Below are 13,420 nucleotides of genomic sequence, written 5' to 3' on the forward strand. Positions count from 1 at the left end.
GCTTGGCTGCAAACAAGCGGTTACGGATTCGGCAGGAGACGGACAAACCTGGCTATGGGGGAGCACGACGAGCCTGGCCGCTTTCTGTTTGTCCGCGAGGACGCCGCCGCTGAAGCGTTGATCGTCAAACCGCGGGCCACGTGGGGGCTCGCAGCCCCCGTGCGAACACCTACTCGAGAGGGACCTTTGAGAACCGCAGTTGTCTATCGAACGCAAGCCAAGGCGTTGAAACGGGAGCCTCAGAAGGCCAACTACGGTGAGCCCGACGAAGTCCAGTTCGAGATGTGCGAGTTCACCGACGGGAGGGTGGCCCAACGCTGGCGAGTCGGATCGCGAAGTTGCGTGTGGTGGGACTCATTACAAGACCTCTATAACATCCACATCTACCCGCATCCCGACTACGGCACGCGTATCGAATGGTCAGATGGCCACATCGAGGAACTGTAGCGGTCCATCGCCGCGGGTCGTTGGTACTCGCGATCTTAGGTTGGGTCTCTGCGAGCTAGACGTGCTTGCCGTTTCGCTGGGCCAAGTCGCGATGGGCCGAGTCGCTCCAGCGATGGAGCAGGTCGGAGTCCACGTCGAACAAGTCCAGTACACGCCCTACTGTGTGGTTGACGATGTCTTCGATGGTTGACGGCCGATCGTAAAATGCCGGTACGGGTGGAAAGACGATGGCTCCCGCCTCGGTTGCCGCAAGCATGTTGCGCAAATGAACCGTTGTGAGCGGGGTTTCCCGCACAAGTAGGACGACGCGACGGCGCTCTTTGAGACAAACGTCGGCGGCTCGCGTTAGCAGGGTAGTGGTGACGCCAGTGGCGATTTCAGCCAGTGTGCGCATCGAGCATGGCGCGATGATCATTCCCCGCGTCCGGAACGATCCGCTGGCAATGGCCGCGCCCACATCACCGATGGGGTAGCTCACGTCGGCCTTCGCCCGCAGTTCGCTTGCCGAATAAGGCGTTTCGTATGACCTGGTTATTTCACCAGCCCGGCTGGTGACCAGATGGGTTTGCACTCCAGCGGCACGCAGTTCCTCCAACAGTCGGACACCGTAGATGATGCCGGTGGCACCGGAAATGCCGATGATGAGCCGGTTCTTACCGCCAGCCTCGTGCTCCTCGTTTGCGCTGCGTGCAACGCCAGAATCTGTTAAAACCTGTGCTTCCAAAATCTTTGACTCCTAGCCGACGCAAGCACCGATAATCGGATCACGCCTGGCGCCGGTTACCGATTAGGCGAGCGACGTGGTTATTCCGGTGGATAGCCGTAGCTGTGCCAGTTTGCGAGGACCTTTTGTTGCAACGCCTTGGGATAAGCCGTGGTGAACGAGGCGACCTCGGGCAGCGGCCGCCCAAACGATTGGGGGTGCATCAAGCAGTTGTACAGCGCCTGACCGCCTCGGCCGGTGTATTTCTCCGATGAGTCAAGGTAGGCGACCCAGAAGCCGAGTTTGGTTTTGGTGAACAAGATTTCACCCGAACCCGGGTGGCACCGGGTCGAAAATGCCCACACGACTTGAGTAAGGTCGGTCGGGTCAATGTCGTCGCCCATGACCAGGATCTTGGGGAACTGCCAACCCGTGTGTGACGCGAAGATGGTCTGGCCGATGCGGTGCAAAAAATCGTCGACGGGAAGGCCCGTATCGTCGTGCCAGCTGTCCGGGACAGTGACCACCATCCAATGCGCCGCCGAGTCCAGCGGAATCCAGCAGGCGGTGACGGGCAGCTGGGCCTTGCGACACAAATCCAAGGCCTCGGCCGAGATCCCCAAACCCCATATCGTGTGCACGTCCTCGACAGGACGACCCGGCGCGATCACCGGCAGGATGGCGCGGTCGCGGTAGGTCACGGCGGTCACCGTGAACAGCGGCCACGGCTCCGGCTCCCCCATCGTGTACCCGCCGTATTCGCCGAGTGGGCCTTCCATCGCCGTCTCCATGTCGGAGATGAAACCCTCTAACACGATTTCGGCCGTGGCCGGGACTTCAATGTCGACCGATTCGCATCTGACCAGTTCAACCGGTTCGCCGGTCAGCTGGCTGACGAAGTCGTGCTCGTTGACGTAGGCGGGCATCGGTGCGCCGGCAGCGAGCATCGCCGCCGGAGGCGCGCCCAGCGCCAGCGCCCATGGAGTCGGCTTACCCTGTTGCTTCCACATGCCGTGCACGATGCCGATGTGTTGCTCGGGTATCACCAGGCCGGTGAGGTGGTTGCGATCCACCAGCATGGAGCGATTCACCGACCAGTTTGTCCATGTGCCGTCCGGTGAGCGCACGATATTGAGGCCGGCCGTTTGGATGTAGCGGCCGCCGTCGCCATCGTGGATATAGGGCACCGGAAACCGCGTGAGATCAACATCTTCGCCCAGCATGATGTTCTGCTTGCATGGCGCGGTGTCCCTCGAGACCAGGATCGGCGCCAGCACCGGGCGTGACTTCGCCTCAACGTAGGCTTCGACGAGTTCGAGACCGGTGGCGCGTGGGTCGTGTCCCATCATCATGGCCAGACGTGCCAGGTAGTGACCGGGTTGGCGGCTCGTCGCCGCGGGCGCACCCATAGCACGCAAACCCGGATCGGCTCCAATCACATTGTTGAACAACGGAGCAGCGGCCTTCGTCTCGGTGGAGTGGCGAATGATCGCCCCCATCTCCAAATTCCAGTCAACGGGCTGGTCGATCTCTTGAATTTCACCGATGCCCTCGAGCGCTTCGACGTAATCGCGAAAGCTACTGAAGTGCCGACCCTTATGCGCCTCAGGATCCACACGCTGCGCGGGATAAGGGGCGATTCGCATCGAAGTCATTGATGTTTCCTCGGGTTACGGTCTTCGCTGCGGCGGAGGTGCCGGCCTGCGGAGCCTTAACCGCACCGGCGGAACAAAGGCCTTAACCACTGTGACAATTTCGCCTCGATGACGCGTGCGCCCGGTGGGTTGAAATAAGTCGTCATAATTCGTCCTGTGAGCACGATTGCTCGGCGTCGATTGTCGACGGTGGCAGCCGGATGAATCCCGCTTTCGCCCGTCGGTTCATCAAGGACGTCGGAGTGCTTGCATCTCGGCGAATTCGCGGCCGATCGCTTCGCGCGCCGCATCACGCCGCCCGCTGGTCATGAGTCGCTTGGTCGCGGTCACTGCGTTCGCGTCGTGCGTGCAAATTAGCTTTGCCGCGGACGAGACTTGCTCGACGAGTTCGGCGTCGGGAACCACGCGCCAGGCCAGGCCGGCTCGGAAAGCCGACGCGGCGTCGACCCAGTCACTGGAAAGCATCGCCCACATAGCATCCGCCCACCGCATTTTCGTGGGCAGCAGCGCTGAGCTGCCCGCCTCCGGCACGATGCCCAATGCGGTGAACGGAAACCTCAGCCGGGCGGTTTCGGCGAGGAGCACCAGGTCGCAGTACAGCAGCAGCGTGCAGCCGAACCCCACCGCAAGCCCGTTGACCGCGGCGAGCAGGGGTTTGTCGAAGTCACCCAGGGTGTCGAGAAGCCGCAGGAATTCGTCACCGGCGTGCTGTCGCACGGCATCTGGCGTCGCGGCGTCGAGGAGCGATCGGTCGGCGCCGGCAGAGAAAGCCCGTCCACGGCCGGTCAGCACCACGGCTCGCACTGCGTCATCACCGGCGACGCGCTGCAGCGCGATCCGCAGCTCTCGATAGCCGGTCCCGGTGAACGCGTTGAGAAATTCTGGACGATCGAATGTCAGCCAGGCAACAGTGCCGTCGCGCGACTCATGAACCATGCCAACCATCGGCAGGCCTAGGCACCGGACGGTATGGCCGGCCCGGGCATCATTCGGCCCCGGCCTGCAGGATCATCGGGAATGTCTGCACTGCCCGCACACCCGGCGTGAAGTCGAGCTCCACTCCGGGTTTGAGGTGATATTCCGGGATGCGTTCGTGCCAGATGCGCAGGGCCGTTCGCAGCTCGATGCGAGCGAGGTGCGATCCCAGGCAGCGGTGAACTCCGCCGCCGAAGCCCAAGTGTCGGTTCACTTTGCGGTCGAATCGGACGGATTCCGGTTCGTTGACGGACTTTTCATCGGTGTTGGCCGAACCGAGCATGGCCAGCACTTGCTCGCCGGCGTGGATTGGGCACCCGGCAAGTTCGGTGTCGTGTTTAGCCTGGCGTGCGACCACCATGACGGGCGTTTCCCACCGCAGCAGTTCCTCGACGATGAACGGAACGTTCTCCCGATCGTCGGCGATCGCCCTACGAACATCTGAATGTTGCGCGAGGTAGTTGAAAAAGCAATCGAGTGAGGCCGATACGGTGTCGAGACCGGCGATGAGAAACAGAAAGCAGATGTCGAGGATTTCGTCACTGGTGAGCCGGTCTCCGTCGATCTCCGCTTCAAGGAACCAGCTCAGCAGATCGTCGCGGCGCTCGCGCTTCCGCTTTTCCATCGTGGCGGTGAAGTAGCTATAGATGGACTGTGCCGTGCTCGCCTGAAAGGCATCGGTATCGGGATGCCCGATCGGCTTCCCGACTAACTCGTGCGGCCTGATGATCCCGTCTTTCATCATCAGCAACGTGGGTAATTCGTCGAGCGGCAGCCCCAGCATGGTCAGAAAGACTTGGGTGGGGAAGGGGACGGAGAACTCCTTGGCGAAGTCGATCTCCTCTCGACCGATGAAGCCGTCGATGAGTTGGTCGACCAGTGCCGCCATCGATGCCTCAAGGGCTTTCATCCGTTTCGGCGCGAACAGCGGGTCGAGGATCTTGCGAAACTTTCCGTGCTCCGGGGGATCGATCTGAAGGGGAATGAGCGGCCGGTCGTTCTTCAGCATCCCCGAGGTCAGCGCCGACGAGTACAGCTGCGGGTTGTGCAACACCTCGTCCACCAGCTCCCAGGTGCTGACCAGTACGCCGACGCCGTCCACGCGCATGACCGGAGCGGAGTCCCGCAGCATCTTGTATATCGGCTGGGGATTCCGGGTCAGTTCGGGAGCCGCCAGTAGGCCCAGCCCGGGCGAGTCATTCTCCTGCGTCATCCGGCTCCCTCATCGTCCAATTCCGTTGGCCCCGCGGACCGTGTGGTAGCCCCGCAGTGACATTACAAATGCTATTTTTATAGTGTCGCCGGCGCAAGTGCGCAGCCAACACCCACAGGATGGACACCATGCCCCGACCACCCCGCGTGTTGCCCTCAATCGACGAGCCCAGCGGGTTCTTTTGGACGTCGGGCGCCGATGGTCGCCTCCGGTTCCTACGCTGCTCGGCGTGTAGATATTTCATTCATCCGCCTGCGCCGTATTGCCCGCGCTGCGGCGGGCGTGACGCCGCACCGGAAGCCGTCTCGGGGCGAGGCAAGCTCTACTCGTACACGGTGAATCATCAGCCCTGGGACGGCTCGACCGACGCCTACATCATCGGTTTAGTGGCGATGGATGAGCAGCACGACCTCCGGCTGATGACCAACGTGGTCGACCTGGCACCCGATGACGTCTGCATCGGCATGCCGGTAGAAGTGGTCTTCGAGGACCACGCACCGGTACATCTTCCGCTGTTCCGCCCGGCGCCATCATGACCGCCGACGAACGCCGAGCCGTCATCTCGGGCATCGGCCAATCGCAGGTAGGCCGGCGGTTGGGGCGCGACGGTCTGAGCTTGACCATCGATGCCGCCCTTGAGGCAATCGCGGACGCCGGCCTGACGGTGGCTGACATCGATGGGCTCGCCACCTATCCGGGCGGCGTCAACGGGTTTCCCGGGTTCTCGGGTCCCGGTTCACCCCAGGTGCAGGACGCGCTGCGGTTGTCGCTCAACTGGCACAGCGGCGCCGCCGAGGGGCCCGGACAGTTGCAGGCGGTCGTCAGCGCGGTGCTCGCGGTGTCAACGGGACTGGCCCGGCATGTCCTGGTGTACCGCACGGTTACCGAGTCGTCGGCGCAGGGTAGCGGACATCGCGCGGGCATCGGCGTCGGTGGCGGGGACGTGCGCGGCCCGCTGCAGTGGCTGATCCCGTTTCGCGCGTATTCGGCGGCGAATTGGCTTGCGCTATATGCCCAGCGGCATTTTCATGAGTTCGGAACGACTCCGGAGCAGATGGCGCAGATCGCCTTGAACGGGCGCCGCAATGCCGCCCGTAATCCGAAGGCGGTGTTCCGTGATCCGTTGACTCTCGCGGACTACCTGGCGTCGAGGATGGTGTCGTCGCCGTTTCGGCTCTATGACTGCGATGTTCCAGTGGACGGGTCCACCGCCCTGGTGGTGTCTGTAGTCGAACATGCGTCGGCCGTGGACCATCCGGTTGCGCGCGTCGAAGCTGTGGGGACCGCGCTGCGGGGACGACCGTCGTGGGAACATTGGGAGGACCTGACCACCATGCCGGCGCGCACCTCCGCCGAGCACATGTGGTCGCGCACCGATTTGCGGCCCTCCGATGTCGACATCGCGGAGCTTTACGACGGATTCAGCTGGTTGACCATGTCATGGTTGGAGGCGCTCGGGTTTTGTGGTCACGGTGAAAGCGGCCCGTTCATCGAGGGTGGCGCGCGCATCGCCCTCGATGGCGAACTGCCGTTGAACACCAACGGCGGCCAGCTATCGGGCGGCCGCCTGCACGGCTATGGCTATCTGCACGAGGCGGTGCTGCAGCTGCGCGGGGAGGCCGCGGCACGACAGGTCGCGGGAAAGCCCGAGGTGGCGGTGGTATCCAACGGCGGAGGACCGATTTCAGGCTGTGTGCTGCTCACGCGGCTTGCCTGACCGATGACTCGGATTGTCAGGGCTCTGGCCGGATTCGGTGATTTTCAAGGCGGGCCAGATGAATCGTATGGCCTGCGCCCGTGCCGCTTTGCGGTTCTTGCGGTGCCCGTGCGGGGAGGTGGCCGCGCTGCTGACGACGGCGAACATGCTCACGGCGTCCGGTTCCGGCTTGGGTGAATGCAGCACTCCGGCGCGGTGGCCGGCGCGCAGCACCTTGACAAGCGGCTCGGAGAGCAGCCAGCGCATCTCCATGATCTCGGTCACCGCCGTGGCGCTGTGTACCTCCGATGTGGTGAAAAGCGCTGTGCGCGAGGCCTTCCTGGGTTCGAAAAATTGGGCTAGCAGCCCATCGAGCCAGGCCTCGAGCGCCGTGACAGGATCGGGGGCCGCCGCAATGGCGCGTTCCAATGCTCGTCGTGCCGACTCGCCGTCGCGCTGAATGATCGCGGCCAGCAATGCGTGCTTGGATTGAAAGTGCCGGTAGAAACTGGTCGTCGACAGTTCGGCCTCGGCCAAGATATCGGTAACGGCCATGTCGGCGAAACCGTTGCGCGTCATCAAGCGCACCGCGGCGTCCATCAGCAAGCGACGCTCGGTGTCGTCGTCGAAGTGGCGTGGCCGCCCGAGCCTCTCGGACTCTCGTGCCGGTGACCTGCTCACCGTGCTTCCTCCCTCGATCGCTCCGGCGCCGTCCATCGTGTCGGTCTGGGTCTATCATCCCTCAACCACCGACTCGTTCGCGGGTACGGAACCTCGATCAGGGTGTGGCGTCCCTCCAATAGAGGCGGTCGCTACTTTAGAAAATCGGTTTGGGAGTCGCCGCCAGTACAGTTGCCAGGGTCAGCGCCTGGCAACTGTACTGGGCTACGGGCGTGGCTTACGGCGTCGTGAAGGTGACGCGCAGAGCATCCGGGCCACGCAGCGTGGTGCCGACCTGGCTGGTGATGGTCGACCATTGGGCATGCGCGGGATCCAACGCGAGATCGGGCAAGCGCTGCACCAGCAACCTCAATGCTGCGACGAGTTCGGCGTTTGCCAGCCAATTGCCGATACAGCTGTGCGGGCCTTGCCCGAATGACACGGTCGGCATGACGTTGCGGGTGATATCGAATTCGTCGGGACGGTCATAGACCGCTGGATCTCGGTGCGCCGCGTTGATCGCGAAGATCATCGGCGTCAGTGCCGGGATCTCGATCCCGTGCCATGTGGTCGCCTCGGGACATGCCCGCGGGAGCATTCCGACTGCGGGTTCCCAGCGCAGTCCTTCCCAGACCGCCGGTTGGGTGTGCTTTTCAAGATCGGAGCGCAACAGGTCGAGCTGCTCGGGGTGGTTGAGCAGCGCGGACAAGATGTTTCCCAGGGCGAGCATGGTGGTGTCAGCCCCCAGGGGGAACAACATCCGCAAGAACGTGTGAATCTGTTCGTCGGTGAGGGTTTCACCGTCCTCGGTGCTGGCCGTGATCAGCATCGAGATCATGTCATCGCTCGGTTCGCGTCGGCGTTGGGCGATCAGCGGGGTCACATATTCGGTGAACTCCCGCGCCGACCGGGTGGCCCAGTCGGGATCGAACGGGTAGTGGATCATCGCTTGTGCCCAGCGATGGATTTTGGCTTCGTCGTCGACGGGGATGCCGAGCAGGCGGGTGATGATCAGCAGCGAATACCGGTGGGTGAAGTCGGCGACCAGGTCGACCTTTCCTCGGTCGAGGAATCGGTCGATCAACTCATTGATGACCGGTTCGATCACCGGCTCTATGTACTCCTGGACACGATTGCGTCGCAACGGCGCGGAGACCAGCACCCGGTTGGCGCGGTGTTCGGTACCCGACATGCTTAAAACCGTTCTGCCGAAGACCGGTTCGGTGGTCATCGCGTATACGGGCGCAGCGGGAAACGTGGCCTCGTCTCTGAAGGCGGCCCGAACCAGCTCGTCGGTCAAGAGCAAGACCGCCGGCACGCCGGCGAAGCGCACGATCGCGTAGGGCTTGCGTTCCCGCAGCCGCGCAAGCGCGGCGTGCAGGTCGGGTTGATCATCGAACGCGAAATCGACGGTATCGACGTCCAAGGTTAATGCCGACGGCATGACCTCACCCTATAACCCGTGCAACATCCAACGCAATATGTCGTAAGTAGCTACTTGATTTACGGTGCTGCAACGGCTTTCATCAAGACATGACAACATCAGCTGACGACCTGGTTACCGAATTCTGCACGCTGTGGGCCAGCCCCGACCCGGAAAAGTTGGCCGGCTATTTCACCGAAGACGCGGTATACCACAATATCCCGATGCAACCGCTGCAGGGGCGGGCTGCGATCAAGGAATTCATCGAGGGGTTCACCGCCGCGCTTGATGGCATCGAGTTCCGAATCCATCGGCAGCTCAGCAACGGGCGGCTGGTGATGAACGAACGCACGGATGTGCTGCGACGCAAAGACGGCGGTGAGATACATCTTCCGGTAGCCGGGGTCTTCGAGATCCGCGACGGACAGATCGCGGCGTGGCGCGACTACTTCGACATGGCCGCGATCACCAGCGGCTTCGCCTGATACTCGGCAGAAGCTCGTTCACGCGGGCCGAAAGCGGCGCCATCCGAACCGAATAACCTTCCGTCGACCGGTTGCCTCTCGCGGCGACGTCTGTCGGCCGTATCCGGGCCACCAGCTCGCTTCGCGGAGCAATGTGGCGATGGCGGGCACCATCAATGTTCGGACGACGAATGTATCCAAGAGCAGGCCGCATCCGACGATGAAACCCATCTGAACCATTGTTGCGATCGAGCCGACCATCAACCCGAACATGCTGGCCGAAAAAATCAGGCCGGCCGAGGTGATCACTGAGCCGGTGCTGGCCACGGTCCGCAGCACTCCCACCCGAATGTTATTGGCCGACTCTTCGCGGAGCCGCGAAATGAGCAGCATGTTGTAGTCGGCACCAACCGCTACCAGGATGATGAACGACAACAGCGGCACCGGCCAGGTGATGTCGTGGTGCAGGCCATACCGGAATATCAATACTCCGATGCCCATAGCGGCGGCGTAATTGAGCACGACGGTAACGAGTAGATACAGGGGCGCCAGGACCGCTCGAAGAAGCACAATCAGTATCAGTCCCACGATGATCAGGGTGGCGATCGCGAGCGTGACGAAGTCGTCGACGAGCAGGTGCTGGATGTCGGCATTGAACGCAGGGAAACCGACCATAGAAACCTTGGCGCCCGCCAGCGACGTGTTCGGCGTCGACGCGCCTGCGACGGCAGCGATCTTGTGGACCAGCGCCATCGCCTCAGCCGTATAGGGATCGTACTGCGACTGGATTTGGAAGCGAACGGTCTTGCCGTCCCGTGATACGAACTGGCGAGCGACCTCGCCAAATTGCTTGTCCGCGAGAGCATTCGGCGGCAGGTAGAAACCCGCGGCCGAGTCCGCTCCCGCGGAGCCACGGGCCGATTCCTGCAGTTGTGCCGCGACCTGGCTCATACCCGTGACCAACTGGATATTGCTGTCGGCCAGCGTGTGAACCCCCACAGCCAGTGCCCGCGCACCCGACGCGAGTCGTCCGATGCCACTTTGCAGCAACCGGATCTGCCCCGCAACACCGGCATTTGGGCCTCCGGCTTCGTTCATGCTTCGGCCGAGGGTCTCCGCCGCGCCTTGAATCTGCGCTAGCGTCGGCGCGACGGCTATCTCGCCGGTCTGTGCGCTCAGCTGATCGCCCAGGTCGGCGATCTGATCGAAGAAACCACCACTTCGCAGCGAAACCAGCGTCTGAACGTGGTCGCGCAGCGTCACGCACTGCGGCGTACCGGCACACCAGGGGGCGCTGTCCAGCGTGGCGGCCAAAGGTTCGATCGCCGCGATGGTTTCGCGCGCCCGCAACGCCAAGGGTCGCAAATTCTCACGGTCCTGTACAAGGCGATCAATGTTGGGCGCCATGGCATTCAGCTGGGTAAGCACAGCCCGATAACTTTCGATCTGGGTACCGGCCCGTTGGGCCTGGTCGAGCAGCCCGGTCATCGGGCCGAGAGCCGACTGGATGCTGGTGTAGAGCTGGGTCAATCCGTCGGCCAATCGGTCGGCTCCGTGGGTGAGTTGCTGCAGCTGATCTCTGTGGCCCTCGGCCTCGACTGCGGCATTGGTGAGCTTGTCGCCGATTTGACCGTTCTGCCAGGATAATTGGGCTTGATCGAGGCGCCTGCCGGTTGGCCGGGTAACGCCGACGACCTTCGTGACGCCCGGGATCTGTGAAACACGCGAGGCCATCTCTTCCAGATCGGCGAGGCCGGTGCCGGTGCGCATATCTTTCCCGGACTCCACGAGTAAAAACTCGGTCATCGTCGTGTCTTTGGGGAAGTGCTTGTCCAGTAAGCGGTACCCCTTGTTGCTGGAGGTTTCGGCCGGCTGCGCCTTGCGGTCGTCGTAACTGATCCGCACGGTGAGGCAAATGGAGGCCAGCGCCACCAAAATCAGCAGGCTGATCGCCAATAAGGGCACCGGCCTGCGTACTACTGTGACGGCGATGCGGTTCCAGTAGGCTCGGGTGCGATCGGCACGCGGTTCGCCGATGCCGCGTCTGGCGGCCAGTACGAGCACCGGTGGCAGCAAGGTCACCGAGGCGATAAAGCCCGTCAGGACGGCGATGGCGCACGCCGGTCCCGACGTCGCGAAGATGTTCAGTTTGGCAAATGCCATGGCCACCAACGCCAATGCGACCGTAGCGGCTGACGCCAGAATCACCCGGCCGATCGTTGCCGTGGCATGTACAACTGCCTGCTCCACCGCGACGCACTGTCGCCGCTGCTCGTGATATCGGCTGATCAAGAAGACCGAATAGTCGGTGCCGGCACCCAGGAGGATGACAGTCATGAGCGCAATGGTGAACTCCGACACCGGCATTCCGAGTTCGCCGAGTCCGGACAGGACCCCCCGCCCCATCCCCAGGCTCAGACCGATGACGAGCAGCGGAAGCAGCGCGGTGAACACCGAGCGATAAACCAGTAGAAGGATCGCGGCGATCAGGCCGACGGTGGCCAGCGAGATGACCAACAGATCGCGGTCGGCGGAGACGATCTGATCGCTCATCGTGGCCGGTGGGCCGGTCACTTCAGCGACGGTTCCGGTGCCTCGGAAGGCTTCGGTGGCGATCTCGCGAACCGACTGCACCGATTCGGCCGCCCGCGGGCTGCCGAGCGTCCCGGCGATCCCGACGGGCAGGTACCACGCTTTCCCGTCGTCGCTTGTCGCCTGCCGCGCAGTCGCGGGATCGGCCAGCAGGTCCCGCACCAGTTTCACTTCGCCCGAGTCGGCACGCAACTTATCGACCATCGCCGAATATCGCTCGCGGACTTGCGAAGTCAGCCCGCCCGGACTCTCCATCGCGACCACCACCGTCGTCGCCGAGCCAACCTCGTCGAAAGCTTTCCCCATCCTGTCCAGCGATTGGAACGACGCAACATTGCGGGGAACGGGATCCACCGATTGCTGTTTGACGACGGTCTCCAGCTGCGGAAACACCAAGGCCAGCACGGCGGCAAGCCCCAGCCAGGCGCCGACGACGACGGCCTTGTGTTTCAGTGTGAACCGGGCCAGCGCGGCCAGCGCCTCACTGTAGTGGTCGGCATGGTGGGATCGCGGCATGGTCGTTCACCGTGTCCGGCGCGAGCGTCGGACACGGCCCTCGGCCGGACCGGTCTGAAGTCGTTGGCACGCCATACAGCCCCCTGAGCACTTTCGACGGTCCGGCGCGCGGTGCAGCCGGCCGGCGCTTAAGCAACATACAACATATCCAGGTGTGTGTTGCATGTGGAGTGGCGCGGCCGGAACCGGTGCGGCGCGCAACCCGCGAAGATTGGGCAATCGAACGTGCCCGCCGCGCCATGTTCGCTACCGTTGTTGCCGGGACACCGGTCCGACGGAGGAGATCCGCAGCTAAATGCCAACCGATTCGTGCAGTGCCGACTCTGGCGACGTTCGCGCGGCGCACCCCCCATCGGGGCCGAGCTTGTGACGCCGAGCCGGCTCCGAGTCGTCAAAGGAAGGTCGCGCGCTGGGACCTGGGGCGATCGTCCGCCGACTGACGACGAGGAGGCGCGTAGCCGCCTCCTCGACGCTGCCGAGGCCTGCTACGAGCGTCACGGCGTGAGCCGCACTACGGTCGACGACATCGCCAGGGAAGCGTCAGTGCACCGTACGACGGTGTACCGCTACTTCGGGTCGCGCGACGACGTGCTGGCGTTCGTGATGCTGCGCGAATCGGCCGGGGTGATCGAGGGGGCCCAGCAATCGATGAAAGGCAGCCGCCCATTCGGCAACCGCCTACTCGATGCGCTCGACGGTGCGATCGCCGCGGTCGAGAAGTCTCGCTGGCTACGTGTGCTGTTTTCGCCGGAGAGCTTCACCATGACGGTGGCCGCGGCAGCATCCACCGCCTTCCGGGACCGCATCCGCGAGACGCTGCGACCCTACGTCGACGCGGCGAAGGCGAGCGGCGAACTGCGAGAGCAACTCGACCCCGACGCGGTCGCAGACTGGTTGGTGCGAGTTGCGCAGATGCTGCTGATGGATCATCTCGCCGCAGGGCCGCACGATGCGCACATGGACAGGCGGTCGACGCTGCGCAACTTCGTCATTCCGGGCATCCTCAGCCCCGCCGCCGCCGACGCGGCGACGGTAACGACGCGAGCGAAGAGCGCGAAGCGGTAAGCCGTGCAACG

Annotated in this window: 12 protein-coding genes and 1 pseudogene; 6 read left to right on the forward strand and 7 right to left on the reverse strand. The window is 63.3% G+C overall.

Going from position 1 to position 13,420, the window contains the following annotated elements; genetic code table 11:
* Positions 1–225 precede the first annotated feature (225 nt).
* Positions 226–447, forward strand: a complete 222-nt coding sequence (locus ACIUM1_RS23880) for a hypothetical protein (RefSeq protein ID WP_406814958.1) — start codon at positions 226–228, stop codon at positions 445–447.
* Between the two features lie 55 nt (positions 448–502).
* Here the strand turns inward: ACIUM1_RS23880 and ACIUM1_RS23885 are convergent, their stop codons facing one another.
* The 4 genes from ACIUM1_RS23885 to ACIUM1_RS23900 all read right to left on the reverse strand — a co-directional run bounded on the left by ACIUM1_RS23885 (position 503) and on the right by ACIUM1_RS23900 (position 4,993).
* Positions 503–1,081: a UbiX family flavin prenyltransferase gene (locus tag ACIUM1_RS23885; RefSeq protein ID WP_406817837.1), complete on the reverse strand. Its 579-nt coding sequence runs from the start codon at positions 1,079–1,081 to the stop codon at positions 503–505.
* A 170-nt stretch (positions 1,082–1,251) separates the two neighbouring features.
* On the reverse strand, positions 1,252–2,805 hold the full coding sequence (locus tag ACIUM1_RS23890; protein ID WP_406814959.1) for a UbiD family decarboxylase: 1,554 nt from the start codon (positions 2,803–2,805) through the stop codon (positions 1,252–1,254).
* Positions 2,806–3,033: 228 nt separating this feature from the next.
* Positions 3,034–3,741, reverse strand: coding sequence for an enoyl-CoA hydratase/isomerase family protein (locus ACIUM1_RS23895; RefSeq protein ID WP_406814960.1), 708 nt, complete (start codon positions 3,739–3,741; stop codon positions 3,034–3,036).
* A 49-nt stretch (positions 3,742–3,790) separates the two neighbouring features.
* Entirely contained in the window at positions 3,791–4,993 is a 1,203-nt protein-coding gene (locus tag ACIUM1_RS23900) for a cytochrome P450 (protein ID WP_406814961.1), read from the reverse strand.
* A 128-nt stretch (positions 4,994–5,121) separates the two neighbouring features.
* On the opposite strand from ACIUM1_RS23900, the pseudogene ACIUM1_RS23905 reads away from it, so the two are divergent.
* From ACIUM1_RS23905 to ACIUM1_RS23915, 3 genes and pseudogenes are all read left to right on the forward strand, one after another.
* Positions 5,122–5,232: pseudogene (locus ACIUM1_RS23905) on the forward strand (DNA-binding protein); the annotation flags it as partial.
* A 96-nt stretch (positions 5,233–5,328) separates the two neighbouring features.
* Positions 5,329–5,529, forward strand: a complete 201-nt coding sequence (locus ACIUM1_RS23910) for a Zn-ribbon domain-containing OB-fold protein (protein ID WP_406817838.1) — start codon at positions 5,329–5,331, stop codon at positions 5,527–5,529.
* A complete protein-coding gene (locus ACIUM1_RS23915) occupies positions 5,526–6,710 on the forward strand; it encodes a thiolase family protein (protein ID WP_406814962.1) in 1,185 nt (394 codons plus the stop codon). The genes ACIUM1_RS23910 and ACIUM1_RS23915 overlap by 4 nt, the downstream gene beginning before the upstream one ends.
* Here ACIUM1_RS23915 and ACIUM1_RS23920 read toward each other — a convergent pair.
* Positions 6,678–7,289, reverse strand: coding sequence for a TetR/AcrR family transcriptional regulator (locus ACIUM1_RS23920; protein WP_406814963.1), 612 nt, complete (start codon positions 7,287–7,289; stop codon positions 6,678–6,680). The genes ACIUM1_RS23915 and ACIUM1_RS23920 overlap by 33 nt on opposite strands.
* A gap of 298 nt (positions 7,290–7,587) precedes the next feature.
* Positions 7,588–8,793 carry a cytochrome P450 gene (locus ACIUM1_RS23925; RefSeq protein WP_406814964.1) on the reverse strand — a complete coding sequence of 402 codons (1,206 nt, stop codon included), beginning with the start codon at positions 8,791–8,793 and terminating at the stop codon, positions 7,588–7,590.
* An 89-nt stretch (positions 8,794–8,882) separates the two neighbouring features.
* Between ACIUM1_RS23925 and ACIUM1_RS23930 the strand changes: the two genes are divergently transcribed.
* Entirely contained in the window at positions 8,883–9,257 is a 375-nt protein-coding gene (locus ACIUM1_RS23930) for a nuclear transport factor 2 family protein (protein WP_406814965.1), read from the forward strand.
* 18 nt (positions 9,258–9,275) lie between these two features.
* Here the strand turns inward: ACIUM1_RS23930 and ACIUM1_RS23935 are convergent, their stop codons facing one another.
* Positions 9,276–12,344 (reverse strand): RND family transporter, encoded by a 3,069-nt coding sequence (locus ACIUM1_RS23935; protein WP_406814966.1) that lies wholly within the window; start codon positions 12,342–12,344, stop codon positions 9,276–9,278.
* 366 nt (positions 12,345–12,710) lie between these two features.
* On the opposite strand from ACIUM1_RS23935, the gene ACIUM1_RS23940 reads away from it, so the two are divergent.
* Complete coding sequence (locus tag ACIUM1_RS23940) at positions 12,711–13,409, forward strand: TetR/AcrR family transcriptional regulator (protein ID WP_406817839.1); 699 nt, start codon at positions 12,711–12,713, stop codon at positions 13,407–13,409.
* Positions 13,410–13,420 lie beyond the last annotated feature (11 nt).

It is taken from the genome of Mycobacterium sp. M23085 (assembly GCF_045343915.1).
GTDB lineage: Bacteria > Actinomycetota > Actinomycetes > Mycobacteriales > Mycobacteriaceae > Mycobacterium.

Bases quoted from the DNA above. Each gene is read 5' to 3' on its own strand.
- ACIUM1_RS23890 (WP_406814959.1), bottom strand. From the start codon at position 2,805: ATGACTTCGATGCGAATCGCCCCTTATCCCGCGCAGCGTGTGGATCCT.
- ACIUM1_RS23895 (WP_406814960.1), bottom strand. From the start codon at position 3,741: ATGGTTCATGAGTCGCGCGACGGCACTGTTGCCTGGCTGACATTCGAT.
- ACIUM1_RS23900 (WP_406814961.1), bottom strand. From the start codon at position 4,993: ATGACGCAGGAGAATGACTCGCCCGGGCTGGGCCTACTGGCGGCTCCC.
- ACIUM1_RS23915 (WP_406814962.1), top strand. From the start codon at position 5,526: ATGACCGCCGACGAACGCCGAGCCGTCATCTCGGGCATCGGCCAATCG.
- ACIUM1_RS23920 (WP_406814963.1), bottom strand. From the start codon at position 7,289: ATGGACGCCGCGGTGCGCTTGATGACGCGCAACGGTTTCGCCGACATG.
- ACIUM1_RS23925 (WP_406814964.1), bottom strand. From the start codon at position 8,793: ATGCCGTCGGCATTAACCTTGGACGTCGATACCGTCGATTTCGCGTTC.
- ACIUM1_RS23930 (WP_406814965.1), top strand. From the start codon at position 8,883: ATGACAACATCAGCTGACGACCTGGTTACCGAATTCTGCACGCTGTGG.
- ACIUM1_RS23935 (WP_406814966.1), bottom strand. From the start codon at position 12,344: ATGCCGCGATCCCACCATGCCGACCACTACAGTGAGGCGCTGGCCGCG.